This is a genomic window from Marinomonas sp. HM11-D, from assembly GCF_057626615.1.
In genome coordinates this window covers 150,092-176,491 of sequence record NZ_JBMMKT010000004.1, presented here as the reverse complement: position 1 = coordinate 176,491, position 26,400 = coordinate 150,092, and the positions used below count along the sequence as shown (strand labels likewise).

Annotated in this window: 20 protein-coding genes; 13 read left to right on the top strand and 7 right to left on the bottom strand. The window is 45.6% G+C overall.

Going from position 1 to position 26,400, the window contains the following annotated elements:
- The first annotated feature begins 120 nt into the window (after positions 1-120).
- The 8 genes from dctP (at position 121) to ACOSVP_RS07545 (ending at position 10,726) form a co-directional block, all read left to right on the top strand.
- Positions 121-1,092 (top strand): TRAP transporter substrate-binding protein DctP, encoded by a 972-nt coding sequence (dctP, locus tag ACOSVP_RS07580; RefSeq protein WP_487346891.1) that lies wholly within the window; start codon positions 121-123, stop codon positions 1,090-1,092.
- 1 nt (position 1,093) lies between these two features.
- Positions 1,094-1,615: a TRAP transporter small permease gene (locus ACOSVP_RS07575; RefSeq protein ID WP_487346890.1), complete on the top strand. Its 522-nt coding sequence runs from the start codon at positions 1,094-1,096 to the stop codon at positions 1,613-1,615.
- A complete protein-coding gene (locus ACOSVP_RS07570; protein ID WP_487346889.1) occupies positions 1,615-2,910 on the top strand; it encodes a TRAP transporter large permease in 1,296 nt (431 codons plus the stop codon). Before ACOSVP_RS07575 ends, ACOSVP_RS07570 begins: the two co-directional genes overlap by 1 nt.
- Position 2,911: 1 nt before the next feature.
- Positions 2,912-3,862: an SMP-30/gluconolactonase/LRE family protein gene (locus ACOSVP_RS07565; protein WP_487346888.1), complete on the top strand. Its 951-nt coding sequence runs from the start codon at positions 2,912-2,914 to the stop codon at positions 3,860-3,862.
- Positions 3,863-4,467: 605 nt separating this feature from the next.
- Positions 4,468-6,339, top strand: a complete 1,872-nt coding sequence (locus tag ACOSVP_RS07560) for a methyl-accepting chemotaxis protein (protein WP_487346887.1) — start codon at positions 4,468-4,470, stop codon at positions 6,337-6,339.
- A gap of 504 nt (positions 6,340-6,843) precedes the next feature.
- Positions 6,844-8,715: a methyl-accepting chemotaxis protein gene (locus tag ACOSVP_RS07555; RefSeq protein ID WP_487346886.1), complete on the top strand. Its 1,872-nt coding sequence runs from the start codon at positions 6,844-6,846 to the stop codon at positions 8,713-8,715.
- Positions 8,716-8,904: 189 nt separating this feature from the next.
- Positions 8,905-9,840, top strand: a complete 936-nt coding sequence (locus tag ACOSVP_RS07550; RefSeq protein ID WP_487346885.1) for an AEC family transporter — start codon at positions 8,905-8,907, stop codon at positions 9,838-9,840.
- Positions 9,841-10,318: 478 nt separating this feature from the next.
- Positions 10,319-10,726: a GFA family protein gene (locus ACOSVP_RS07545; RefSeq protein ID WP_487346884.1), complete on the top strand. Its 408-nt coding sequence runs from the start codon at positions 10,319-10,321 to the stop codon at positions 10,724-10,726.
- A gap of 19 nt (positions 10,727-10,745) precedes the next feature.
- Here ACOSVP_RS07545 and gntR read toward each other — a convergent pair whose 3' ends face one another.
- From gntR to ACOSVP_RS07515, 6 genes are all read right to left on the bottom strand, one after another.
- Positions 10,746-11,750 carry a gluconate operon transcriptional repressor GntR gene (gene gntR, locus ACOSVP_RS07540; RefSeq protein ID WP_487346883.1) on the bottom strand — a complete coding sequence of 335 codons (1,005 nt, stop codon included), beginning with the start codon at positions 11,748-11,750 and terminating at the stop codon, positions 10,746-10,748.
- A gap of 145 nt (positions 11,751-11,895) precedes the next feature.
- Complete coding sequence (locus tag ACOSVP_RS07535; RefSeq protein WP_487346882.1) at positions 11,896-12,390, bottom strand: gluconokinase; 495 nt, start codon at positions 12,388-12,390, stop codon at positions 11,896-11,898.
- Positions 12,391-12,466: 76 nt separating this feature from the next.
- On the bottom strand, positions 12,467-13,783 hold the full coding sequence (locus ACOSVP_RS07530) for a TRAP transporter large permease (protein WP_487346881.1): 1,317 nt from the start codon (positions 13,781-13,783) through the stop codon (positions 12,467-12,469).
- 1 nt (position 13,784) lies between these two features.
- Positions 13,785-14,336, bottom strand: coding sequence for a TRAP transporter small permease subunit (locus tag ACOSVP_RS07525; RefSeq protein WP_487346880.1), 552 nt, complete (start codon positions 14,334-14,336; stop codon positions 13,785-13,787).
- 94 nt (positions 14,337-14,430) lie between these two features.
- Positions 14,431-15,447, bottom strand: coding sequence for a TRAP transporter substrate-binding protein (locus tag ACOSVP_RS07520; protein WP_487346879.1), 1,017 nt, complete (start codon positions 15,445-15,447; stop codon positions 14,431-14,433).
- A gap of 255 nt (positions 15,448-15,702) precedes the next feature.
- Positions 15,703-16,587, bottom strand: a complete 885-nt coding sequence (locus ACOSVP_RS07515) for a LysR family transcriptional regulator (protein WP_487346878.1) — start codon at positions 16,585-16,587, stop codon at positions 15,703-15,705.
- Positions 16,588-16,685: 98 nt separating this feature from the next.
- Between ACOSVP_RS07515 and ACOSVP_RS07510 the strand changes: the two genes are divergently transcribed.
- Together ACOSVP_RS07510 and ACOSVP_RS07505 are read left to right on the top strand one after the other, a co-directional pair.
- Complete coding sequence (locus ACOSVP_RS07510) at positions 16,686-17,003, top strand: DMT family transporter (protein ID WP_487346877.1); 318 nt, start codon at positions 16,686-16,688, stop codon at positions 17,001-17,003.
- Between the two features lie 115 nt (positions 17,004-17,118).
- The gene (locus tag ACOSVP_RS07505) at positions 17,119-17,955 is read left to right on the top strand and encodes an inositol monophosphatase family protein (RefSeq protein WP_487346876.1); all 837 of its coding nucleotides are present in this window, start codon (positions 17,119-17,121) and stop codon (positions 17,953-17,955) included.
- Here the strand turns inward: ACOSVP_RS07505 and ACOSVP_RS07500 are convergent.
- Positions 17,952-18,875, bottom strand: a complete 924-nt coding sequence (locus ACOSVP_RS07500) for a LysR family transcriptional regulator (protein WP_487346875.1) — start codon at positions 18,873-18,875, stop codon at positions 17,952-17,954. The two genes, ACOSVP_RS07505 and ACOSVP_RS07500, sit on opposite strands and share 4 nt — an antisense overlap.
- A gap of 96 nt (positions 18,876-18,971) precedes the next feature.
- Between ACOSVP_RS07500 and ACOSVP_RS07495 the strand changes: the two genes are divergently transcribed.
- The 3 genes from ACOSVP_RS07495 (at position 18,972) to ACOSVP_RS07485 (ending at position 26,373) form a co-directional block, all read left to right on the top strand.
- The gene (locus ACOSVP_RS07495) at positions 18,972-20,885 is read left to right on the top strand and encodes an FAD-dependent monooxygenase (protein WP_487346874.1); all 1,914 of its coding nucleotides are present in this window, start codon (positions 18,972-18,974) and stop codon (positions 20,883-20,885) included.
- Between the two features lie 275 nt (positions 20,886-21,160).
- Entirely contained in the window at positions 21,161-25,450 is a 4,290-nt protein-coding gene (locus ACOSVP_RS07490) for a PAS domain S-box protein (protein WP_487346873.1), read from the top strand.
- A complete protein-coding gene (locus tag ACOSVP_RS07485; protein ID WP_487346872.1) occupies positions 25,447-26,373 on the top strand; it encodes a GGDEF domain-containing response regulator in 927 nt (308 codons plus the stop codon). Before ACOSVP_RS07490 ends, ACOSVP_RS07485 begins: the two co-directional genes overlap by 4 nt.
- Positions 26,374-26,400 lie beyond the last annotated feature (27 nt).

Here is a 26,400-nt window from a genome sequence, read left to right as displayed (position 1 = left end):
TTTAGGAAGGCTGGTGTTTCGTCATGGTCACCGGCCTTTCCTTTTCGTAAGTAGCCAAGAAACGTCTTGGCTAACTTTGTTAGCAATAATAAATATAGTGTAAATGCTACGGAGACTTATATGAAAATCAAAACGATCGTTGCAAGTGCCATCATGGCTTGTACGTTTGCAGCCCATGCCACCAGCTGGACGGGTTATACCTATTCTTCTGTATCAACCACGGCTGCTGTAAAAGGCATGACTCGTATTAGCGAACGTGTTGCAGCGGAAACCGACGGTGACTTAGATATCAAAATGCACCTTGGTAAAACCTTGCAGATCAAATCCGCTGACATTACACAAGCGGTAGGGGACGGCATTGTTGATTTCGCCGCGGACTTCTTTTTCTCAGGTAATGTGCCAATCGCTCGCGTTCTGAACTTGCCAATGCTGATCGAAAACGATGCCGAGTGGCAAAAAGCCTATGCGGCGATGCAACCTATGTTAGAAGACGCATTTGCACAGCAAGATGTGGTTTTGCTGGGTGGCTACCGTTACCCACAACAGGTGTTCTTCACTACCTTCCCTGTAAATCAGCTTAGCGATATTGAAGGTCGTAAGATCCGTGTGACCTCTCCTGAGCAAGGCCATTTTGTTGAAGCGTTTGGTGGTTTGCCGATTACGCTATCTGGTACAGAAGTACCAACAGCGCTTGAGCGTGGTGTCATAGATGGGGTATTAACAGCCAGTGCTGGCGGTGCCAAGAAATGGCATGAATTCCTACCCAACAACTACCGTTTTGCGGTGAACTACGGTAACTCAATGATCATCGCGAACATCGATTCGTTTGAAGATCTCGATGAAGACGATCAAGCGAAATTACGTGCCATTGTCGCTGAAGAGGGCGAGAAAACCTCAGCTGAATTCATCGAAGATGAAAAAACGCAAATGGCCGATCAGCAAGCGAAAGGCATGACGATTACTATGGCGGCGGACGGTGATGCCGCTAAGGCACGTGAATTGCTACGTCCTTACTGGTCTGAGTGGGCCAAAGAAAATGGCCCACAATACGAAGAAGCCTTGGCGTTAGTGTTAAAGGCGATAGGTAAGTAGTATGCATGCCGAGCAACCATTACAAGGCATAGCACCTGCTGCGCCTTTCTTTAATCTACTGGGACGTATCGTTGGCGTGCTGACTTCGGTGATGCTGGCCGCTTTGGTGCTGTTGGTCGCCTTGGAAGTCTTTTTACGAGGCGTATTTGGCTACTCACTCGGCTTTGTTGAGGAAGTAACGGGGTATCTGGTGGTGGCACTCACGTTATTTGGTGCGGCCATGGCGGTGCGTTCTAATTCTTTGTTTCAAGTGCAAGTGGTGTTTGATGCGCTGCCATTCTCAGTAAGACGGTTGCTCGGTGTACTGTTCACCATCGTTGCGATATCGATTTGTGCGGTGTTGGCTTGGAAAACCTTCGATTTAGTCGGCAGTTCGTTTAGTCGCGGAAAGTTTGCCCCAACTGTTTTACGCACACCTTTATGGATACCACAAACCCTATTACCACTTGGGTTTGTGGTCATCGCTGTGTTCTTACTAGAACACATGCTGATCTTGTTACGTGTAAAAGAAGGCAACGAATAATGGAAGGCATTTTAATTTTTGGTCTTCTCGTAGGCCTTATTGTTGGTGGTATGTGGGTGCAGTTCGCCGTCGCCAGTGCCGGCCTTGCGTATCTTTGGGCCATCAAGGGCTTTGCTGGTTGGAAGGCACTTGGCATTGTCAGCTGGGGTTCTGCGAATAGCTTTACCTTGGCGGCCATTCCGTTGTTTATTTTGATGGCCGAAATTCTGCTTGGCTCGGGCTTAAGTTCGCGTTTATATAATGGTGTATCACCGTTTGTACGACGCTTACCGGGTGGCTTATTGCATACCAACATCGCTGGTAGCGGTATTTTTGCGGCGATTTCAGGAGGCAGTGCGCCAACGGCAGCAGCGATGTCGACTGTGGCACTGCCTGAGCTCTCTTCTCGTGGCTATAACATTCGTTTGGTGTCGGGCTCTTTAGCGGCTGGCGGTACCTTGGGGATTTTGATCCCGCCGTCGATCACCATGATTATCTACTCAACCTTCACCGAAACTTCTATTGCGCAGTTGTTCTCTGCTGGCATGTTGCCGGGTATTTTGCTGGCGCTGTTTTATATGGGCCTGATTATGATTCGCTGTACTTTGAATCCTAATTTAGCGCCAGTGGACAAGAGCAAGCTGACCTTTAAAGAACTGTATCGCGCGGGCTTAGATGTGCTGCCGTTTCTAATGCTGATCTTTATTGTGCTTGGCAGTATTTATGGCGGTATTGCTACCCCAACAGAAGCGGGTGCTGTCGGTGTATTAGGTGCCATGTTGGTGGCAGGGCTTTATAAGCGTTTGAATGTTACGTTACTTCGTAATGCGTTAACGCGTACCATTAAGATGAGCGGTAACATCTTATTTATCGTGTTTACCTCGATGATTTTTGCCTATGCGACCGCGTTGTCGGGAGCCGGTGAAACCTTGGTGAATTACCTGCAGGATGCGGATGTTTCGCGCTTTGTGTTCTTGATTATTGTGATGGTGATCTTTGCCATTCTAGGCTGTTTTATGGAAGGCCTAGGGATGATTGCCATCATAGTGCCGGTGATCTTTCCTGCCTTAAACGCCTTGGATATTAACCTGATTTGGTTTGGTGTGTTTGTGGTGATCTTGGTGGAATTAGGTCAACTTACACCACCGTTAGGCGTGATTCTATTTGTGGTGGCGAGTTCATCCAATAAGGTCAAAGTAGAAGATGTGGTCATGGGCACTTTGCCGTTCTTTATCGTGATTGTCGGCTTCTTATTCCTTTTGATGGCGTTCCCAGAGATCGCTTTGTATTTACCCTCTTTAACAACAGGTGGATAGCATGACTTATCCTCTTCCAGAACCCGCTGTATTTGATGCACAGGTATTCACTGAGTTACCTGAGTCTTTGCGCCGTCCGAATGCTTCGTCCTATTGGGCAACACGCAATAAGCGCGGTGTGCCGGTCGATAGTTTCATTGAAGGACCATCGTTTGACCGTGATGGCAACCTGTATTTTGTCGATATTCCATTTGGCCGCATTATGCGTGCGGACCATGCAGGGAATGTTGAGCAGATCGCCGAATACGATGGTCAGCCCAACGGTTTAAAGATCCACAAAGACGGGCGCATTTTTATTGCCGACTTCCAAAATGGCATTATGCAACTGGATCCGAAAACTGGTGAAGTGACGGGGGTTTTAAAGGATTGTGATTCAGAAGGCTTTAAAGGCTGTAACGATCTTCACTTTGGGCCAGATGGCGCCTTGTACTTTACCGATCAAGGTCAAACCGGTCTGCACGATCCAACCGGTCGTGTATACCGTTGGCAGCCAGAAACGGGGGAGTTGACCTGTATAATTGATACGGCCCCCAGCCCAAATGGTTTGGTATTGGATGTAAATAGCCATGTTCTTTATTTAGCGGTGACCCGTGCCAATGCTGTATGGCGCTTGCCGATGTCGGAAAGTGGCCGAGTGAATAAAGCCGGTTTATTCCTGCAGTTTAATGGCGGTCGCGCTGGCCCAGATGGTTTGGCATTGACGGCACAAAACGGTGTGGTGGTTTGTCAGACCGGTATGGGCTTGGTATGGGTGCACGATCATCTAGGTCGGCCGGTGGCTGTGGTGCGCTCACCGAAAGGCTTAGGTACTACCAACTGTGCCTTTGGTGGTAAAGATTTACGTACCTTGTTTATCACGGAATCGGATACCGGCACCATCTTGAAAGTGGAATTCCCAGAAGCGTTAAACATCTCAGGTCATCCCATGTACTCAGGCTACACCGGTCATTAAGTTAACGTTTTTGAGTACCCATAAAACCTCGATTGGCTGAATAAGTCATCGAGGTTTTTTTATTGTGAGGCAATCAAATTAAGCAGAATTCCCCAAATAACAAGGTCAGGCTGACTAGCAATCAACATAGTTTTAACGCTTCAACATGTCTTTATAAAAACGACTTCTTCTTAGTGTGACAAGTAGTAGAGGTGCTATGCCATGTTAGCCCGCTCTAAAAGTACGTTTCTTATCTTTGATTTTACTAATATAAATGAGGTTTTATTGTGCAAGAAAAGCGCCTTATTGATAAAAGAGGGATCACTTATCCCTGTAAAATTAATGATTTAGATTAAATTTTAAATAAATGTATAAGAAAAAATAATAATTCTGAAAAGAAACTGTAAAAAATGATTTGCGCTGAACTATTTCTTACATGAAAATCCACTAATATTTTTTACAAAATGCAACAAAAACAAGATATATGTCAATATTTGTAAGTAAGACATAATTCCTGCACTTTGATTCTGAGGTTTGATGCGAGTGGCAGCTAGCCTCCAATTAATACTTGTTGCCAGTAAATAAAAACAGTTCTTATTTATGTGGAAGTAATCCAGGGTAATTAAATGCGTTTTAGCTATAAAATTGTTGCCGTTTCGGCATTGTTGTTACTGCTAACGGTTGGCTTATTAAGCGTTCAGCAACAAGTCACGGTCAAAAATGAAGTTGAAGGGCTGGTTTCCACCAGTCTTGGTGAAATTGAAAAGGGTGTGCTTAATACAATAGATGCACAGCTCAGTAACAAAAAAGCACTTGCTCTAGCGATCACTCAAGCTATTCAGCTGGATCCTATGGACCGCCAATACGTTAGCAACCTGTTGAACCAGCCCGCGATTAAACAGAGTTTTATTGCCGTAGGGTTTGGTTACGAAGCGGATGGCAGTATCGTTGATAATGATCCTAATTGGGAGCCGGGTCCTGGCTATGTGACACAGTCACGACCTTGGTTTACTGGGCCTAAACAATCTGGGGGTTTGATTATCACGGATCCTTATGTGGATGTGTCATCAGGTAATACCATTGTTTCTATTGGCACACCCGTGTATCAGCAAGGAACATTCGTTGGCGCCATCTACTTTGATATGTCACTAGAATCGCTCGCTACCTTGGTCAATTCTGCCAATCTATTGGATGCAGGTTATTTATTTGTAGTGTCAGCCGACGGTATTGCGATTGCCCATCCTGATGCTTCTAATAACGGCAAAAATATTCGTAATTTCTTTACCAATATTAATCTGAAAGAAGGTGTCCAAAACATAACTCTTGAGGGCGTGCCTTACTTAGTGGATATGCGTTATTACCAAGCTGAAGGCTGGTACATCGTTTCCATCGTAGACGAAGATAAAGCCTTTGCTGCACTAAGTAAGCTACGTAACAGCTCAATTATCTTTACCACTATTGGTGTCATCATCAGCGTGATCGTATTGATGTTCTTGATTAAGGTGTTGATGCGTCCGCTCGACAGCTTAAATGCTGCGATCCAAGAAGTCGCTACGGGTAAAGGTGATCTAACAAAACGTATCGAAGTGAGTAACACACCAGAGTTTGCCAGCTTGGCAGAAGGCTTTAATACCTTTACGGAAAGTCTTCAAGGTCAGATTCAACAACTGAAACAGCTAGGTGATGAGATTGTTGCAAAAGGTGATGAGACAGTTGTTGACTCGCAAAAGTCGGCTCAGGCAACCAATATGCAAATGCAGGAGCTGGATCTGCTTGCGACCGCGATTCATGAAATGGCTATGTCGGCTAACGAAGTGGCGCAAAGTGCTCAGCACGCTTCTGAAGCCGCGTTAGAAGTTGACAAAAACACCATTGACGGTTCAAAAGTGGTCAGTGATACCGCCATGTCGATTGATGCTTTGTCGAGTCGCATTGAGCAGGCCGTGGTTGAAGTACAAAAACTTGAAACCGCCACAGCGAATATTGAGACCGTGTTAAGTGTGATCAATGATATTGCCGACCAAACCAACCTATTGGCGCTTAATGCTGCGATTGAAGCGGCACGTGCAGGGGAATCCGGTCGTGGCTTTGCTGTAGTAGCCGATGAAGTGCGTACCCTAGCGCAGCGCACACAAGAATCCACGACTGAAATTCGCGACATGATCGAACAGCTTCAGGCAGGTTCTGGCGCGGTGGCGGCGGCCATGAATGAAAGCCGCAATACAGCAGGAGAAGCGGTCGAAAAAGCACGCTTTGCAGACGAGTCATTACAGAACATTAGTGCGGCGATTGAGCGTATCAGTACCATGAACGTACAGATTGCCTCAGCCGCACAAGAGCAAAGCCATGTGGCGGAAGACATCAGCGGCAACGCCGTCAAAATCAAAGATCTGTCGACCGAAGTCTCTGGTCTAGCACAATCGTCAAACGAGTCTATGGAGCAGCAGCGTGTGAGCACTTCTGCTCAGAAACAATTGCTCGATCGTTTTATCGTGTAATACTCGTCGGTCAAACTCTAGTTCACCAAAATGCCCCATACGGGGCATTTTTTGTTTTTATAAGGCGCTTCGTTTTACGGTCATATAAGTGAGAATCGTTTTCGAAAAGATTGTTTTACTATTTATATAATTGGGAAAATATCAGATCAATTATAACCAAATAGACAATTTAATATGTGCGATATTGAAATGGGATATTCCATTTTTAAATCGTTGTATCATTGCTGGGTTTTGCTGTGGTTATATCTTGTTGAGCGATATGATCTAAATCGTAAATAATTTTACAAAACTCTGTAACTAATTGTTTCGCTGTAATATTTTGTACATTCCATTGGTTGAGTATATAGCTAATTTTTTTATTAAAGTTACTCCAAAAAATTTATAAATATTATTTATGGTTTTTGGTGGTCTGAAGTAAATAATTAAAATCGATGGTTATAAATATTATGAGTCACTGATAGTCAAAAAGTGACCGCTAGGTGGAAAATTAAGCAGGGTAAAAAAATGCGCTTTAGTTACAAAATTGTCGGAGCATCCGCTCTACTTTTATTGCTGACCGTTGGCTTATTGAGCTTACAACAGCAAAGTACCGTAAAAAATGAAGTGGAAGGACTGGTTGCAACGAGTCTAAATGAAATTGAAAAGGGCGTACTGAATACTATTCAGGCGCAGTTAAGTAATAAGAAGTTACTTGCTCTTGCCATTACACAGGCGATTCAACTCAACCCCAATGATCGTCAGTACGTTAAGAATTTGATTGATCAAGCCGCAGTGAAGCAAAGTTTCTTGTCTGTTGGTTTTGGTTATGAGTCAGACGGCATCATTATAGATAATGATCCAAATTGGGATCCTGGCGCAGGCTATGTGACCCAAACACGCCCTTGGTTTACTGAACCAAAGCAAACCGGCGGTTTGGTTATCACAGACCCTTATGTGGATGTGTCGTCGGGTAATACTATTATCTCGATCGCAACACCTGTGTATCAACAAGGCAAGTTTGTGGGTTCCATGTATTTTGATATGGAACTGAAATCACTGGCTAGCTTGGTGAACTCTGCCAATCTAATGGATGCTGGTTATCTATTCATTATATCTGACGATGGTACGGCGATTGCCCATCCTGAGATTTCAAACAACGGCAAAAACATTCGTGATTTCTTTGCTAACGTTCAATTGAAAGAGGGTAAGCAATATTTAACCGTGGCCAACATTCCTTACATGGTTAGTATGCGTTTCGATAAAGCAGAGGGTTGGTACATTGTTTCGGTGGTGGATCAAGACAAAGCTTACGCTACCTTAAGTAAACTGCGTAATAGCTCGATTATATTCACTGTCATTGGTGTGATCATCAGTGTAATCGCGCTAATGCTTATGATTAAGGTGTTGATGCGTCCGCTCGACAGCTTAAATGCTGCGATCCAAGAAGTCGCTACCGGTAAAGGTGACCTAACAAAACGTATCGAAGTGAGTAACACACCAGAGTTTGCCAGTTTGGCAGAAGGCTTTAATACTTTTACAGAAAGCCTCCAAGATCAGATAAAGCAGTTAAAGCATCTAGGTGATGAAATTGTTGCCAGTGGTGATGAGACTGTGCTCGATTCGCAAAAATCGGCTCAAGCCACAAGCATGCAAATGCAGGAGTTGGATCTGCTTGCGACGGCGATTCATGAAATGGCCATGTCGGCTAACGAAGTGGCGCAAAGTGCTCAGCACGCTTCTGAAGCCGCGTTAGAAGTTGACAAAAACACCATTGACGGTTCAAAAGTGGTCAGTGATACCGCCATGTCGATTGATGCTTTGTCTAGTCGCATTGAGCAGGCCGTGGTTGAGGTACAAAAGCTTGAAACCGCCACAGCGAATATTGAGACAGTATTGAGTGTGATCAATGATATTGCTGACCAAACCAACCTATTGGCGCTTAATGCTGCGATTGAAGCGGCACGGGCAGGGGAATCCGGTCGTGGCTTTGCTGTTGTGGCAGATGAAGTGCGTACCCTAGCGCAGCGCACGCAAGAATCCACGACTGAAATTCGTGACATGATCGAACAGCTTCAGGCAGGTTCTGGCGCGGTGGCGGCGGCCATGAATGAGAGCCGCAACACAGCAGGAGAAGCGGTCGAAAAAGCACGCTTTGCTGACGAGTCGTTACAGAACATCAGTGCCGCGATTGAGCGTATCAGTACCATGAACGTACAGATTGCCTCAGCCGCACAAGAGCAAAGCCATGTGGCGGAAGACATCAGCGGCAACGCCGTCAAAATCAAAGACCTGTCGACCGAAGTATCTGGTTTAGCCCAGTCCTCAAATGAGTCGATGGAACAACAACGCGTTAGTACCACGTCACAGAAGCAATTGCTTGATCGCTTTGTGGTGTAGTGCCTAGCAATTTATGCGTTAACTTGAAATGCCCCAATTGGGGCATTTCTTTTTTTAGAATCAGACAATAATCCAGTATCAGAATTATTGAATAGCAATCTTGTTTTTTGATCGTACTGCTTTGTATTGCTTGTCATGATATTCGGGTAGCATGGAGTTTTCACATCGCTCTAGACATAAGGATTCGCTTTGGACGTTGTTCTTAATACTTCCGCCCCCATTTTCTTTCTAATCTTGCTGGGTTTTTTAGGTACGCGTTTTCAATTGCTGCCAAAAGAAGCCTTACCAGCGATGAGTCGTTTTGTACTCTATTTTGCGCTGCCTTCGGTGATGGTGACCAAAATCTCGTCTCTGGATTTACGAGCGGTCGTAGATCTGTCTTATATGCTGGTGTATGCGGTAGGGGGATTAGTGGCCTTTGCACTGACCATTGCCGCGGCGCGTCTGTTTCTGAAAGAGAATTGGCTCACCTCTGTGGTGAGTGGCATGGGCGCTATGATGCCGAACAGCTCTTTCATTGGCTTCCCGATCTTGCTGCAATACCTAGATGATGCTCCTGCGCAAGCCTTTGCCATGTCACTGGTTGTTGAGAATATCTTATTTCTTCCGGTGGCCTTGGTGGTGATTGAGTCGGTGTATAACCATGAGCCGGGGGCCGGTAAGAAGGTTATTGGCAATGTGTTGAAACGTGTTGTGACCAACCCAATTATCTTGTCAGTATTTGCTGGGGTTATCTTATCCCTATTGGGACTCCATCTGCCAAGTTTTGTCGCTGGTTCTTTGGATCTACTGGCAATGGCGGCGGCACCAGCGGCTTTGATCGTCATTGGTGGCTCATTAGTCGGGGTAACCGTGCAGGGCAGTAAAGTGCGTACAGCCCTGGTGGCGAGCATGAAGTTGCTGACATTCCCGCTGGTGGTGTTTGCCTGTTTGCAGTTTTTCCCGCAAATGCCAACTGAGTTACGCGTGGCAGTTTTGCTGTTTGCCGCGATGCCGATGTTTAGTATTTATCCAATTATTTGTGGCGAATATGGTCAACGTAGCTTCTGCGCGAGTACGTTGATGGTAACGACAGTGCTGTCATTTGTGAGTATCAGTACTTTGCTGTACTTGTTGCAGATCTAGAAAAGGCTAGAGATCGCTTTATATCAAGGCGATTTTTAGGAAAATAACGACCAATGTGTCGCAAATCCTTAGTTTTGTCGTAAATGGTGAGATCAGAGGCGCAATTAGCAAGCTATTACTTCTAATAACCGCCTATTATTAATCTCGACATCGCGTCATATATTTGCTCTGCCCGATATTGTATGCGAAGTCCTCTATGGAATGGTGATCTATTTCTATTGCCTCACACGGTTGCTTAGCTTTCATAAATGGGGGATTGCTAAGTAATCGCAGATCAAGCACATCCTTTTGTGTGTTCGTTCTGCCGAGGCGATTAACGTCACCCTTTAAGGGAAGTATGCATGACTCTTCAACACCCTGCATACTTCCCTTTTTTTATGCCCGCTATTTTTCTCATCGATACCACTCTGTTTTTCTCTACAAACGCGTTAAAGTTTGGCCTCTAGAAGTACTTATACGGCTTTTGCAGAGGTGTTAAATGGATCAAATTTACCGTGGTTCTTGTTTGTGCGGCAAGGTGGCTTTTCAGCTCGAAGGAAGCTTTGCCAAGTTCTATCTTTGTCACTGTAGCCGCTGTCGCAAAGCTTCTGGTACGGCTCATTGCGCGAACTTGTTTGCACCGAATGCTAAGTTAACTTGGTTGAAAGGTGCGGATGACGTGACTTTTTATCACTTACCAGAAACACGTTTTGCACGTAGCTTTTGCAGTACCTGCGGCTCTATGATGCCGACTGACGCAAAATCTAGACAGCTAGTGGTGGTACCCGCTGGGTGTTTAGACGATGACGTAGAAGTTAAGCCCGATGCACATATTTGTTGCGACAGCAGTGCCAATTGGGATGAGGGGTTAGACGAGATCACTCGTTTGCCAGGTATGCCGAACTAAATTTAGCCCAAGAAAAGCATCAAAGTGCTTTGATGCTTTCGCCACATTCAATTTGGTAGGGGAGTTCGATGACTTGTTTTTTGATCGACTCGCCCTGCAGGCCTTTTAACAGGGCTTTTGCCGCTAGGCGTCCCATTTCCTCTCGTGGCGTGATCACGGTTGCTAACAGGGGTACCATGGCTCGGGCAATGTCGTGTCCGTGAAAACCAGCAATGCCGATTTGCTCTGGGACTTTTAAGCCTTTCTTTTGACAAGCATAAAGTGCACCGATGGCTAAGTCATCGTTGGTACAAAAGATACCGTCAGTGTCTGGATGCTCTGCTAACACTTCGTCTAGGAATTTTGCGCCTAGGGTGAAGGACGATGCGCTCTGCGTTTCTTTGACCACCACATCTAGACCGTTGGCTTCCATTGCTTGTTTGTAGCCGTCGATTTTTTGCAGGGTACGCTCGTCCATTCGGGCCGCGAAATAAACGATATTGCGGTGACCATGATCGATCATGGTTTGTGTCATTTCCCGTGCCGCCGCGCAGTTATCGATACCGATAATATGCAATGGGCTCTTTGACGTGGAGTCCATAATCTCGATCACGGGCACCCCGGCATTTTCCAGCATTTTCTGTGCTTTAGGGGTGTGCTGACTTTCAGAGATAATCAAAGCATCGACATTATAAGACAGTAGCGTCGCGATACGTTGCTCTTCCAATTCTGGGCTATAGCCAAAGTGGGCTAACATGGTTTGGTAGCCTTCCGGCTCTAACACGGTTTCGATGCCGCGAATGACCTCGGCAAATACTTGGTTGGTTAAAGAAGGTAGCAAGACACCAATGGCGTGACTTTTGGATTTGGAAAGAATGTCTGGAGCGCGGTTAGGAATGTACCCCAGTTCATCAAGCGCCGTTTGGATTTTATCGCGCAACGCATCAGATACTTGTTCTGGGTTACGAATAAAGCGACTGACGGTCATTTTTGTCACTCCGACAAGGTCAGCCACATCCTGTAAAGTAGGGCGCTTTTTCTTCATTATGATGGATCTTTTTTTCTATTGTTAACGGTAACATTACCACATGCCGCTTCCTGTGCGAATGTACTAATGTCGAAAAAAGCAAAGGATAAGAATAAGTTAGCTGACGTTTTGAGCGCTTGATGCGAACGCCAGCTAAACATAATTAACGAGCCTCTAACGCGGCAATGCTTTGTGCAAATACTTCATCGAGAGGGTGCGAAATATCTACGGCAATGACGTCTGCTTCGTCAACCGGTTCAACCAGCGTGGCAAACTGACTCTCTAGCATGCTTTTGCCATTAAAGTAATGACCAGCACGCTTTTGATGACGCTGCCAAATGGTATCGAAGTCTCCTTGCAGATAAACGATGGCTAAGTCTTCGACACCCTTGCGTAGGATGTCACGATAAATCGGTTTTAGACTTGAACAGGCGACCACCGCTGTATCGTTATCTTTTAGGATACCGTTTAAGGTTTCTAGCCAGCCAAAACGATCTTCATCGGTTAACGGAATGCCTTGACGCATTTTCTCCACGTTGGCTTCACTGTGGTAGTCGTCCCCGTCGAAAAATGGGTAGCCATAATGCCCAGCTAATTTTTGGCCCATGGATGATTTGCCACATCCTGATACGCCCATCACAATGATTTTCTTAATCATTTTTTGTATCTCCTACAAAGTGCCAAATGGCACTTTGTATTCTAAATATTGTCTGTACTAATCAGGTCGGGGAAGATTATTTCCACCAAATTGCCAATTCAGGGAAGAAAATAACCAATGCCAACACGAGGATCTGAATGGCAATGAATGGCAGTAATGAAGAGAAAATCTCGCCCAAACTGATGTCTTTTGGTGCCACAGATTTCAAGTAGAAAGCAGCTGGACCAAATGGAGGTGAAAGGAAAGACACCTGCATGTTTAGACAGAACACAACACCAAACCAAACTGGGTCTAGACCAAGATTAGTGATAATAGGTACGAAGATCGGCATGGTAAGTAGCGCAACACCTACCCAGTCTAGGAACATGCCCAGTACCAGTAGGATGATCATCATGATCAAGATAGTACCCATGACGCTGCCGCCAGATAACGCTAGGATGGTTTCTTCAACGAAGTCGATACCGCCCATTAGGTTGTAGACACCTACCAGAGCTGTTGCACCGATACCGATCCAAATGATCATGCCACAGGTGCTCATAGTGGCTTTGGCGCTTTCTTTAAGCATCTCAAAGTTCAGCTCGCCACGAACCCAAGCGCTGATCACGATACCGACCACACCCAGAGCAGACGCTTCAGTCACGGATGCAATACCGGTGTAAATACTGCCAAGAACAACCGCTACCGATAGGATCGGGAAGAACAGTGCTTTGAAGTAATTGGTTTCTTTGTCTTGCGCTAGCTCTTCTTCACTTGGAAGCGGTGCGTATTCTGGGTGCATGTAGCTGATGACTAACACGTACACCATGTAGGCTGCGGCTAGAATCAGGGCTGGCAAAAACGCTGACTTAAATAGGTCGCCGATCGATACACTGGCGGTTAGGCCGTAAATGATCAAGACGATACTAGGTGGCAACATAGTCCCCAGCGCACCACCGGCACAGGTCGTACCAATCGCTAGCTTACGGTTGTAACCAAGACGTAGCATTTGTGGCAGAGCCAAGATGCCCAGTAGTACGGTTTCACCGCCGATAACACCTGACATAGAGGCCAAGATAACCGCTACCACAAGTGTTTGAACGGCAACGCCACCGCGAACCTTACGGCCAACGACTTTCATCGCATCAAACAGATCGCGGGCGATGCCTGAACGGTCCAGTAACGCCGCCATTAAGACGAACATCGGTACCGCAAGGAATACGTAGCCACCGACAAAGCTGTATAGACGACTGGTTACCAAAGGTAGAGCGTCGATACCAAACCAGCCAATGGCAAATACCAAGGCGACTAGACCTGTCACCATGGCCAACTGCATACCGGTCAGTAGCAGAAGAATCATGGAGACCAGCATTAATAGGCTGCCGTAGCCAATGCCTAAACTAGATAGATCAAACATTTTATGACTTCCTTAGGTTCAGCACTTCTTGGATTAAGTGAAGAGCGAACTGCACGCACATCACACACATGGTGACAAAGATGGTAATTTTCACGTAAGCAGGAAACGCTGGGTTCCACGCAGAGCCAGATGTTTCAAAATGAATATCACCAAAAGGCGTTAACACGGCACTTTCGGTCATCTGGTAAGCGGCATAGGCGAGTAGGCCTGCAAAAATAAGCCCCATAATGTGATGGAACACATTCAGGTACTGACGTGTGCGATCAGAGACCGCATCGTAAATCAGCACTACGCGCACGTGTTTATTGGTCGCGAGGGCATAGATACCACCAAATACAAATAGGCACCCGCCGATAAAAGACGCGGATTCATGCACCCAAATGGTGGGGGAGTTAAACACATAGCGCATCACCACTTCGTAAAAAGAGATGGCTACCGTAAACAGGAATAACAAGCTTAAAGCATTGCCAATACGAACAATGGCTTTATCTAGGAGATTGCGAGGTTGCTCTGCCGCATCTTCTGGGTGTGGAATAGGGGTGTCTTTATTCATGGGGTAGGGTCCAGTTTAAAACAGGAGCCAGTGAGCTTGCTCAACTACAAGCCAGCAAGCTCCTGTTTTGGTTTGGCGGTGGTCGTCTTAGAGATTAAAGAAGGCCGTTTTCTTCTAGGTAAGAAGTGATCGAGTCATACACTTTTTGAGCGTTTGGCGATTGTTTTGCAAACTCTGCCCATTGTGTACGAGCGATTTCACGGAATTTCTTACGCTCTTCTGCAGACCAATCGTGAATCGTGATGTTCGGATCTTGCTGTGCTTCTTTCACGGCTTTCTGGTCAGCAATACGTAGCTGAGTCGTGATGTCGTTAGCGAAGTCACGCACCGACGTGGTCATAATTTCTTGAAGATCCGCAGGCAGTTTTTCCCACTTTTTCATGCTCATTGATACGTCGATCAATGGTAGAGAGTGGAAACCAGGCTGCACTGGGTGTGTCGCGATTTGGTTCATACCCGCTTTCTGGTTAGTAGAGAACACAGTGTAGTCAGCCGCGTCGATAACGCCTTTGCTCAACCCCGTGAACACTTCAGAACCTGGTAGGTTAACCGGTGCTGCGCCTGCTGCGGCGAATACACGCTGCACCAAACCTTCTGGTGCACGTAGTTTTAGACCTTTTAGATCTTCAACACCGTTTAGTGGCACACGTGATACAAATGATTCAACGCCTGTTGTAGAGCCACCGATGAATTTCACGCCGTAAGGTGCGTAAAGTTCGTTCATTAGCTCGTAACCACCACCGTAGTTGATGTATTGCAGCAATTGAGTGGTATCTGACCAAGCACCTACCGTGTTGCCGATTAGGCCAAAGGCAGCGTCTTTACCAGAGAAGAATTCTGTAGCGGTGATTTGACCATCAAGAATGCCCATCTTGATGCCATCAAGTGTTTCGGTGTGTTTGAACACACTACCAACTGGCAGTAGGTTGATCTTGATACGACCAGCCGACATACGCTCAACGCGCTCAGTCCATTCTTTTTGAATTTGGAAGTTTTTATCGCCTGATGGGTCAGATGATTGGAACTTGAAAGTGTAGTCAGCAGAGAACGCTGCTGTAGATAGGGCACCTGCAACGGCTGCAGTGATTAGCGTTTTAGCGAATTTGCTCATGATCTCTTCCCGCTATTTATTGTTTTAAAGGAATGTAAAGTTATAGGCGACAAATTTATGTTACCGGTAACTAGGAGGCAATGTTACCGATAACATAAAATGGGCGTCAATAGGTTTTGAGGAAAATTTTACCGGTAACATAGAAATCTTAGACCAATTTTCTAAGAAGTTTCGAGAAATGAAGGGCTTAGCAAAATGTTAATTTTTGTCGACGCGCTGTTTTGCTTGGGGGCGGTTGCAGGCGATGAGTACGTGTTAGGTGGTGCTAAAAATTTGTTTGACCTCATTTAACAGCCATTTGGCACCTGGACCGATGGCACTGCCTCGTTGCCACACCAAGTCAATCGGTACTTGCCATGTGAGGTGGTCGAAAGTGACATCCAGCCTTACAAGCTGCTTCGCTGTGATTAGGCTTGTTACCAGATATTCTGGTAGGTAGCCCCAACCGACATTCTGCTGAATCAGTGACAAGGCGTTTAAACTACTTGAACACCACCAGACATTAGGGGACATGCTGACTAACATGGGTGGCTCGGTCTTTTGGCTACCGCGAATGGTCAATTGGCGGTGAGGAAATAGATCGGTTTCATTGATCTGTTTACGGCTGGCGAGAGCATGATTTGGATGACAGACCGGCACCATTGGCAGATGGCCGATATAGGCAAAGTCAACTTCCTTAATGGTGGCGAGCTCTGAAAACATGAGCCCGAGTTCGGCCTTACCATGTTGTACTAAAGGTACAATATCTGGCGATGGACGATTTAAGATATCAAGTTGGGTATAAGGGAAGCGCTCGGCGAATTGTGCTAATAACTGGTTAACCTTGGGCATTAACAATGCGTCGTCAATCACGATGCAGAGTTCACTTTCTTCTTGCTTATTGATCGATTTAGCGATCAGTTCAAATTCATCGGATTGCGCTAGCAGGGCTTTGGCACTGCGATAGAGCCTTTCTCCTGCTGCCGTCAGCACCGGTTTTCGAGTGCTACGATCAAACAATTCCACATTCAAATCGATCTCGAGCGTGCTGATACCGTGGCTTACAGCGGACTGAACTTTGCCTAGGTGTCTGGCGCAGGCAGAAAAAGAACCTAAATCAGCCGAGAGGACCAACATACGAATGTGTTCTAAGTTTTGCATATGAAATTATTCGATAGTTATTAACTTTTATTCATCTTATATATCGATAGTATTGGCGTCAATTGTGTCCAAACTGGCTTGAATAGAGGAGGTGTAGCATGAGTTGGTTGTTTCTAATTTTGGCGGGATTGACGGAAATTGGTTGGCCTTTGGGAATGAAGTTGGCGCAAACGTCAGCGATAAAATGGCCCGGAATTCTCATGGCGGTGGTGTTTATGGTGCTGAGCGGTTATCTACTTTGGTTGGCGCAAAAGGGCATTCCAATGGGCACAGCCTATGCGGTTTGGACTGGGATTGGTGCGGCGGGAACCTTTTTGGTTGGCGTAGCGTATTTTGGGGATGCCAGCTCTTTGATGCGTTATATGGGCATTTTGCTGATTATTTCCGGTGTAATCGTGCTTAAAGTCGCCCATTAAGTGTTTTGAATGGTTAATCAAATTTGGTGTTCCTCTGGGGCTGTAATATAGTTTTTATGAAGGCGAGATAAATTCGTTTATCTTGCTCATCCCTTTCCCAAACAAGGAGTCTGTTTTGCTGTCCCCAGAAAAAAAGCTTGCCATCATTGAAACCGTCCGTGAAGTCAGTAAACAAGAAATCTTGCCACGTTTTAGGGCGTTATCAGATGAGGCCATCGACACCAAATCCGGTTTTGATGATTTGGTCACGGTAGCCGATGTGGCAGCGGAAAAGGCCATGACTGAGCAGTTTCGCAAGATGATTCCTGAAGCTTTAGTGGTTGGTGAAGAAGCCGTCGCTGCAAATCCTAGCGTGCTGGATCATTTGGACAGTGATGCTTTAGTGATTATTATCGATCCGATTGATGGCACTTGGAATTATGCCAACGGGGTATCAAACTTTGGCGTCTTGATTGCGGCCTCTTTTCAAGGGGAAACTATCTTTGGTCTACTTTACGATGTGATCAATGATGACTGGATTGAAGCGAGTAAAGGCGAAGGGGCTTGGTACGTTAAACCTAGTCAGGCACCCCGTAAGCTAACTCTGTCTGAGAATCCAACGGATAGCAAACTCGTGGGAATTTTTTCACCCTTCTTGTTCAAAGATTTAGCACAGCGTCAGCAAGCCGCCGTCACACAAACTCAATATGCGCGTGTCATTTCCATGCGTTGTAGCTGCCACGAATATCGTACTATGCTGGGTGATAACATCGATTTCTTTATTAGCCCAAAACCTAATTCTTGGGACCATGCGGCAGGCATCTTAGCGTTCCAAGAAGCAGGTGGTGTAGTCTGCATGCAGGACGGCTCCGAATACCGTCCTTCCGTTCGCAGTGGCATGATTATCGCGGCGCGCAATGACACAGTGCTACGTCAGATTCAACAAGATTTTTCTTGGTATCAAGCACTTTAAATATCAAGCCCAAAGCAGGGGGACTGCTGATCTATCTCGGTGACAAATTCTTTTAGCAGTGTTCTGACCCGTTGTTTGTCAGGGCGCTCGCTATCATCTTGTAACGACCATAAAGCAATGTCTCGGCGCGGGGATTGGTCCTCGTCAATGGTCAACATTTGTTCAAGTTTCACGGCGCCAGACATTAGGGCAAGACGTGCCGGCAGGCGAACTAGCATCTCACTGTTCTGCAATAAATTCATAACTGAATGAATACCACCGGTAAATGATATCTTGGCGGCATTGTTCAGCAACTCTTCGTTTTGTACGTTCATAAAGCCTGCACTGGCGCCGGCGATAAACCATTTACAACGCTCTAATTCCGTTTTCTTTATCGGACGATTCAGGCCTATTAATGGGGATTTTGCCCCCGCAAATACGGCCGCGCGATCACGAAACAGTACGTCTCGAGCGAGCTCTCGTTGCGCAACCGTGACATGGGCAGGCCCCAATAAAAAGTCCAGCTGTTCTCGCTTCAGTAATTCAATTTGCGTAGCGGCAGAGCCGGTGCGCAAATGAAACACAAAACGCGGCTCAGCTAAGAAAGCTTCGGTCGTTTGCGCGACGGTGGAGTATTCCCACAGGGGGTCAATACCGATTGAAAACTGATTATGAAAACCGCTGTGCCACTGACGAATAATCTCGTTGCCTTGTTCGGCCTCGGCCAAGATTTTCTCACCTAGTTGACCAAGACGTTCACCGATTTCTGTGGCCACTACGCCATAGCGGGTGCGTTTAAGTAGAGGTGCACCGACTTTTTGTTCTAACTGTTGAATAGAACGGGTTAGGGTCGGTTGGGTAATAAACAATTGCTCAGCGGCAGCTGAAATGGAGCCTTGTTTAATAATGATCGCAAGTTGCTTTAAATGGTTTGGGTTCATATATGCAAATTCTTTGTTTATGGCTTTAAAAAGCAATTTTTCTTTATATTCAATCTAAACTAGAGTTGATGAAAATAACAACAAGGAAATACAACTATGCAATTTCATCTAAACGGTTTCTTCCCTGGTGATCCACGTTTCGCAGACCCACAAGATCGCGTCGTAGCACCCCCGCTAAAACGTCCGTTACCAGAATACGTTGACGTGATGATTGTTGGCTGTGGTCCTGCCGGGTTGAACTTAGCGGCGCAATTGTCAAAGTTTGCTGACATCAATACCTGCATCGTCGATTTCAAAGACGACCGTCTCTTAGTTGGGCAAGCAGATGGCATTGCCTGTCGTACTATGGAAATGTTCCAAGCCTACGGGTTTGCCGATCAAATCGCTCAAGAAGCCTACTGGGTTAATGAGACAGCGTTCTGGAAACCGAGTGCTGAAAATGGTGAGCACATCGCTCGCAGCAGCAAGATTCAAGACGTGGAAGATGATCTGTCTGAATTTCCTCATGTGATCATTAACCAGGCTCGAGTGCATGACCATTTCCTAGACGTGATGCGTCAGAATCCTGCGAAAATCGAGCCGTATTATTCTCGTAAGCTGATTTCCGTAGAAGTGGATCAAGAGAACACAGAATACCCAGTCACCTTAACATTTGAGCGTGTTGTGAATAACTCACAATACATGGTTGAACATGAGGTGGTACATGCAAAATACGCCGTCGGTTGTGATGGCGCACGTAGTTCGGTTCGTCAATCAATTGGCCGAGAATTGGTTGGCGATTCGATCAATCAAGCTTGGGGCGTGATGGATGTGTTGGTGGAAACTGACTACCCAGATATTCGCCTGAAAAGCGCGATTCACTCCAATCATGAAGGCAACATGCTGATCATCCCGCGTGAGGGTGGTTACATGGTTCGTCTGTATATTGAACTGGATAAGTTGGCTCCTAATGAGCGTATCGATCGTAACAGTGTTACGCCTGAATACTTGATTCAAGCAGCGAATCGCATCATGCAGCCGTACACGTTGAATGTAAAACAAGTGGCTTGGTGGAGTGTCTATGAGATCGGTCAGCGACTAACCACGGCGTTTGATGACTCAGAAGAAGGCCAATTGCCGCGAGTGTTCTTAGCCGGTGATGCGTGTCACACACACAGTCCTAAAGCGGGGCAAGGGTTGAATACCTCTGTGAATGACACTTGGAATTTAGGTTGGAAGCTGGTGCACGTTCTAACTGGGCGTGCGGCACCAGAACTCCTGTTGACCTATTCACAAGAGCGACAACATGTGGCGCAGCAGTTGATTGATTTTGACCGCGAGTTTTCAAAGATGTTTAGTGCCAAGCCAAAGTCTGGAACCAACCCTGACGGTATTGATCCTGCAGAGTTTCAGCGTTACTTCCAGCAGTTTGGGCGATTTACTGCAGGGACCGCAATTCGCTACGAGGTAGAAGTACTTGGCTTAGATGCTAAGTATCAAGAATTGGCGTCTGGTGAAACCATTGGTATGCGTTTCCACTCAGCACCGGTAACGCGTGTCGCGGATGCCAAACCCATGCAAATGGGGCACTGTGTTGAAGCCGATGCCCGCTGGCACCTGTTTGTTTTTGCGGGAGAACAGGACCTAGCAAACGGTTTGGCCGATCTCAATCAACTGTGCGATTACTTGCAACATGAGCCTTCTTCTCCGGTTGTGCGTTACACCCGTGAGGGTGAGGACATTGATTCTATTATTGATGTGCGTGCCATCTTGCCTTGTGCACATCGCGATGTAGACATGACGCAAGTGCATCCTTTGTTGCAGCCACTAAAAGGTAAGCTTGGTTTACGTGATTATGAGAAGCTGTTTGCCCTAAGTTCTGATGCCAGCAAAGATATCTACAAGATGCGCGGCATTGATCGTCAGCAAGGCTGTATTGTGGTGGTTCGTCCTGATCAGTACGTGGCAGATGTGATGCCGTTAAATGACCTGAATCGACTGCAAGCGCTGTTTGCTAAAGCATTGTTGTAATGATTTTTTTGTGATTATTGTTGCTCTGAAAAGCGCCAACTCGCCAGAAAGTTGGCGCTTTTTTTTGCCTTGAATTTTGTTTTATATAGGAGATATGCAAACAAGTGGTATGCTTAGTCTATTAGGCTCTAAAGGTTGAGATGACAGAGCTAGTTGTCTCACATTAGCTTTTTTGAACTGCCATCTTACTTACAGTGACGTATATGACTTTGCAGCATGTTCCTTTTTGCCCGACCCCGATTGAATGGGCAAATGCATTTACTGGACCTTTTAAGGTGTTTAAATCGCTGGCTAATCTTTTGGAACGTACCGGTGCCATTTCACATTGGGCCGTGGTTTTGATGGACGGGCAGGGGATTTATGTTGAAGAAGGTCATATCAAGGATCTGCCCCAAATCTCGATTAAGTCATTAGAGTGGTTTGAGTTACCCAATGCGGGTTATTTGGGTATCCCGCTATACGTCGATTCAAACTTTATCCATGATGCATTGCCGGTAATCTCGGCGTTATTTCCCAGTACGTCCCCTGAGCCCATTCGAGAGCAATTAACAGAAGTCACTAGCATCATTGATCATCTACCTTTCTTGGTGTCACTGATCGGTCCCGATTATCGTTATAGATTTGTAAATAAACAGTATGAAACCCTGTTTCATAAAACTCGAGAACACGTGATTGGGCAGCGTGTAGTGGATGTCGTCGGTCCGGAGCAGTTTGAAAAGGTCGAAGCGGCTCTTCAGAAAGCATTTCAGGGAGAAGCGGTAGAGGCTCATTTTCCTGCCGTGAATAAAAATCAACTTGGTGCGATGACTAAACAATATATTGCTTGTTCCTTCATCCCTAAGTTGAAGAATGGTGAAGTCGATGGCGTATATGTTTGTGTGCGAGATCAAACACCCTTAAAACGTATTACCACAGCCCTGCAAAAGTTTCACAAGATTACTTCTAACAGCGATTTGGCGCTTCAAGACAAGGTTAATAAGGTACTTGCTTTAGGCTGCGAAATTTTGAATTTGCCGATGGGCATTGTCAGCCACATTGTTGGTGATCGCTATGAAGTGCTTTATTGCCACAGTAATAATGATGCTTTCGCTGCTGGAGATATATTTGACCTTAATACTTGTTACTGTTTTCACACGTTAAAACGAGATCAAGTAACAGGCTTTTATCATGCTGGTGCCAGTGAAATCGCTACACACCCTTGTTATTTGCTGCATAAAGTTGAGTCATATTTAGGTGTATCGCTTTATCAAAATAGCCAAGTCTTTGGTACCTTGAACTTTTTTGGTCACGATATTCGTGGCGAAGACTTCAATGAAGATGAGTACGAACTGGTTAAGCTATTCGGGCAGTGGGTTGAGAGTGAGTTGACCAATGAAGCGAATAAGCAAGCTATTTCAAAAGCCGATCAACAATATCGTTTGATTATTGAATCGGTCAAAGACGGCATCGTTGGAGTGGATCATGAAGGCAATATTACCTTTGTGAACAAAGCGGCAACCTCTTTAGTGGCGTTTGATTCGTCCGATCTGATTGGTAAATCTGTTGCTTGTTTATTGCGTAATCATTTAGGCAGTGACGCTGAGCAGACCCACTATGAAAACTTATTGCTGCACGCTGTTCGTAGTAAGTACAAAATTGTCAGTACCGATGCCAAGTTTGCTCGCGCAGATGGCAGCTGGTTTCCTGTGCAATTCTCTTGTACGCCTGTTGCCAAGGATCTGGAAAAGGATCTGTCTTGTGTAATTACCTTCCAGGATATTACCGAGCAAAAAGAAGCAGAAGTGGCGTTGAAGGATCAAATGGAGATGTTTAAATCTCTATTTATGGATGCACCTGAAGCCATCGTTTTGGTTGATGAGAATCGACTTATTAGGATGGTTAACCCGATTGCGATACAAATGTTTGGCTATCCAGAAAGTGAACTCATTGGTAAGAGTCCAAGATTCTTATATGCGGATGCAGAATCATTTGACAGAGTTGGCCTTGCTTTCCGACAAGAGCAGCATCCAGAGCGTGAAGAGTACCGTATGGTGTATCGCTGTGCTGATGGTTCGGAGCTTATTACTGACAACGTACGCAGCAAAATTACTGATGAAAATGGTCATTTAAGTGGTTTTATTATCCACTCCAGAGATATTTCCTCACGCCTAGAAATTGAAGCGAATATCGCTCGGGCTCAGAGTCGACTTAGTATTGCCACCGAGTCTGCAGGGATCGGTGTTTGGGAAATGGATCTACAGACTCGTGAACTGGTCTGGGACCAGCGCATGTTTGATTTGTATCAGTTGGATGCTATTTCAGGTCGGTTTGACTATTCAGTTTGGCTTAATGCCGTTCATCCTGATGATATCGATCGCCTGCAGGTCGCCATGGCTAAGGCAATAGAGCTTAAGACGGATCTTGTGGCGGATTTTAGAATCATTCTAAAAAATGGTTCGCAACGTCATATTAAAGCCAGTGCGCGAACAGCCCTTGATACAGAGGGCAATCCTTTGTATTTGTACGGCACGAATATGGATATCTCAGATCGCTACGAAACTGAAAGTGTTCTGAAACATGCTCGTGAAGAGGCCATCAAAGCAAGTCAGGCCAAAAGTAACTTCCTTGCTACCATGTCTCATGAGATCCGCACGCCACTTAATGGTGTGTTAGGGATGACGGAAATTTTATCCAATACTGAGCTTAATAAAGAGCAGCAGAACCAGCTCAAAATCATTCAGAATTCCGGTGAAAGCCTGCTTGAGCTAATTAATGAAATCCTAGATTTCTCGAAAATAGAAGCCGGTCATTTATCTCTGGAACAGATCGATTTTAACTTAGAAGGCTTGGTATATGATTTGTCGCGTTTGCTGGTTAACCGAGCGGAGTCAAAAGGCATCGATCTACTAGTCGAATATGGCATTAGTGAATTTCCAGCGGTAAGTGGGGATGCCTATCGTATTCGCCAGATTCTAATGAACCTAGTTGGCAATGCGATTAAGTTTACCGAAATCGGACAAGTTATGATTCGTGTCACTGGCGAAGTGTCTGATTCTGGTAATAACTTGGACATTAAGATTAGTGTGATCGATACGGGGATTGGTATCTCTGAAGAAGCGCAAAGTAAACTCTTTCAGGTGTTTATGCAGGCGGATAACTCCACCACACGTAAGTTTGGCGGCACAGGATTAGGGTTAGCCATTACCAAACAGCTGATTGATTTGATGGGCGGGCACATCACTGTCGAAAGTGAAGTTGGAAAAGGTTCCGCATTCCATGTGTCATTATCACTAGGCATCGCTGAAAAGCCCCTAAGCCACCCTCTAGGTGAAGTTGATCAAGCTGGTTTTTCTAAAGTATTGGTAGTGGATGATAATCCGACCAATTTAGTGATACTTCAAAATCAACTGGATTTGTGCCAACTCAAGGCCGAGTTTTTGCAGTACCCGAACACAGCTTACGCGAGAGTAATCGAAGCAGCGAAGCAAAATGCGCCTTATGACTTGCTGATTTTGGATTATCTAATGCCTGAATTAGACGGAGTGACCTTTAGTAAAAGGCTTCAGACTGAGTTAGAGCATAATCTGCTGCCGCAAGTCTTGTTGATTTCTTCCGCAGGGACTTTGTCGAGCCGTGAGCTTAGAGAGAGCGGCATTGCCAAATGTATTAATAAACCTGCCAGTGTTCATGACCTTAAACGAGGTATTGATAGCATACGGGGTATTGAAGCCAGCACTCATTACACAGCTTCAAGAAGTACAGAACTTCCTGTGGAAGTGAGCAAGCCACAAACGCTTAAGAAGGCCGCCAAAATTCTTGTGGTTGAGGATATGAAGGCCAACTTAGCCGTTGTGAAGGGGATGTTGTCTCAATATGATGTTCAGGTTGAAGTGGCAGAGAATGGCTTAGTTGCCATTGAAAAGTGGCAACAATTCAAGCCTGATCTAATCTTAATGGATCTGCATATGCCGATTATGGATGGTATTGCAGCGATCAAGCAGATTCGACAAATAGAACAAGAGCAAGCAATTAAACGTGTTCCCATTTTAGCCTTAACCGCTGATGTACAACCGGAACGAGTTGAAGAAGTTAAGCGCATTGGTGGCGATGGATATATATCAAAACCCTTTAAAGGTGCTGAATTAATACGAACTATTTCTGCTTGGTTGTCTCAAAGTGAAACGACGGAAGCTAATGGAAGTGAAGTGGTAAATTCATTAGAAGTAGAGGAATCTAACATTTTGGAAAATGCATTGGACGAAACGGTATTGGGTAGCCTAGAAGAAATTCTTGGCGATCAAGTTCAAGAGATCGTAATGGCCTTTTTGCAAGATGCGGATGGCGTCATGAGCAACTTAGATGATGCAAATGCAAACAATGATGTTGCAGCCATGTACCGTCCTGCTCACAGTTTAAAGTCTGTCAGTGCGAATGTGGGTGCTATGGGGTTGAGTGCCAAAGCGGCAGCATTGGAAGCTCAGGCAAAAGCGGGTGCGGTTGAGCAGCCCAATGATCAAATTGAAGACATAAAAGCTGAGTTTGTTCGAGTTAAGGCACATTTAAAAAGGATTGGGAGGCTTCCTTGAAGATACTGATTGCAGAGGACGCACCATCAGATCGTATGCTACTAAAACTTCACTTAGAGAAGCTTGGTCATCAAGTGTGTGAAGTCAATGACGGCGCGGAATTGGTAGAATACTTTTTTGAGCATTCTGCGGAATTCGATTTGCTCGTAGTTGATCTCAATATGCCCAATAAAACGGGTGTTGAAGCGGTTAACGAAATTCGAACCTTTCAAGGAAGTTATGATGCCAACTGGGTGCCTATTATTATTTTAAGTGGCTCCGAATCTGATAGTGATATTCTGCGTTGTATCGAAGCCGGTGCCGATGCTTACTTAGTCAAGCCTATTCAACATAAAGTGCTGGCCGCTAAATTAATGGCTATGACCCGATTGGCAGAGATGCGTCAGCGTTTAATTTCCATGAACGCCCGTCTAGAGGCGCTCTCGACGACCGATTATTTGACTAATCTACCGAATCGACGAGCGTTTGAGAAAAATCTGCAGGACGAGATGGCCAAGGCTGAGCGCTATGGTCAAATGTTATGTGTTGCGGTGATTGATATTGACCACTTCAAACAGATTAATGATACCTATGGGCATGAGGGCGGTGACGTTGTCTTAAGGGAGCTGTCTCGTCGTCTTGAGGTTGACCGCCGTGCAGGGGATCAATTTGGTCGTATTGGCGGTGAGGAATTTGGTCTTTGTTTGCCTCATACGGACCTAGAAAATGCTTTGATTGCCTGTGAAAGATATCGCCATGTGCTGACGCAAGACCCTTACCTCTACGATGATCAGAGTATTCACTTAACCGTGAGTATTGGCTTATGTCAGTTTACCAGTGAAAGGAATCAGTTAGAGCTGATTAAGCGTGCGGATTTGGCTTTGTACCAAGCTAAACGTAGTGGGCGAGATCGTGTGGTGGTTATGAAAAACAGCAGCAATTAATTCGCGCTAGTGATTATAACTACTGAA

What these genes read in the sequence shown, in the direction of transcription:
- ACOSVP_RS07530 (WP_487346881.1), bottom strand. Translation starts at nt 13,783, where the DNA reads ATGTTTGATCTATCTAGTTTAGGCATTGGCTACGGCAGCCTATTAATG.
- ACOSVP_RS07565 (WP_487346888.1), top strand. Translation starts at nt 2,912, where the DNA reads ATGACTTATCCTCTTCCAGAACCCGCTGTATTTGATGCACAGGTATTC.
- dctP (WP_487346891.1), top strand. Translation starts at nt 121, where the DNA reads ATGAAAATCAAAACGATCGTTGCAAGTGCCATCATGGCTTGTACGTTT.
- ACOSVP_RS07510 (WP_487346877.1), top strand. Translation starts at nt 16,686, where the DNA reads ATGAGTTGGTTGTTTCTAATTTTGGCGGGATTGACGGAAATTGGTTGG.
- ACOSVP_RS07570 (WP_487346889.1), top strand. Translation starts at nt 1,615, where the DNA reads ATGGAAGGCATTTTAATTTTTGGTCTTCTCGTAGGCCTTATTGTTGGT.
- ACOSVP_RS07520 (WP_487346879.1), bottom strand. Translation starts at nt 15,447, where the DNA reads ATGAGCAAATTCGCTAAAACGCTAATCACTGCAGCCGTTGCAGGTGCC.
- ACOSVP_RS07525 (WP_487346880.1), bottom strand. Translation starts at nt 14,336, where the DNA reads ATGAATAAAGACACCCCTATTCCACACCCAGAAGATGCGGCAGAGCAA.
- ACOSVP_RS07545 (WP_487346884.1), top strand. Translation starts at nt 10,319, where the DNA reads ATGGATCAAATTTACCGTGGTTCTTGTTTGTGCGGCAAGGTGGCTTTT.
- ACOSVP_RS07500 (WP_487346875.1), bottom strand. Translation starts at nt 18,875, where the DNA reads ATGAACCCAAACCATTTAAAGCAACTTGCGATCATTATTAAACAAGGC.
- ACOSVP_RS07515 (WP_487346878.1), bottom strand. Translation starts at nt 16,587, where the DNA reads ATGCAAAACTTAGAACACATTCGTATGTTGGTCCTCTCGGCTGATTTA.
- ACOSVP_RS07495 (WP_487346874.1), top strand. Translation starts at nt 18,972, where the DNA reads ATGCAATTTCATCTAAACGGTTTCTTCCCTGGTGATCCACGTTTCGCA.
- ACOSVP_RS07535 (WP_487346882.1), bottom strand. Translation starts at nt 12,390, where the DNA reads ATGATTAAGAAAATCATTGTGATGGGCGTATCAGGATGTGGCAAATCA.
- gntR (WP_487346883.1), bottom strand. Translation starts at nt 11,750, where the DNA reads ATGAAGAAAAAGCGCCCTACTTTACAGGATGTGGCTGACCTTGTCGGA.
- ACOSVP_RS07575 (WP_487346890.1), top strand. Translation starts at nt 1,094, where the DNA reads ATGCATGCCGAGCAACCATTACAAGGCATAGCACCTGCTGCGCCTTTC.
- ACOSVP_RS07555 (WP_487346886.1), top strand. Translation starts at nt 6,844, where the DNA reads ATGCGCTTTAGTTACAAAATTGTCGGAGCATCCGCTCTACTTTTATTG.
- ACOSVP_RS07560 (WP_487346887.1), top strand. Translation starts at nt 4,468, where the DNA reads ATGCGTTTTAGCTATAAAATTGTTGCCGTTTCGGCATTGTTGTTACTG.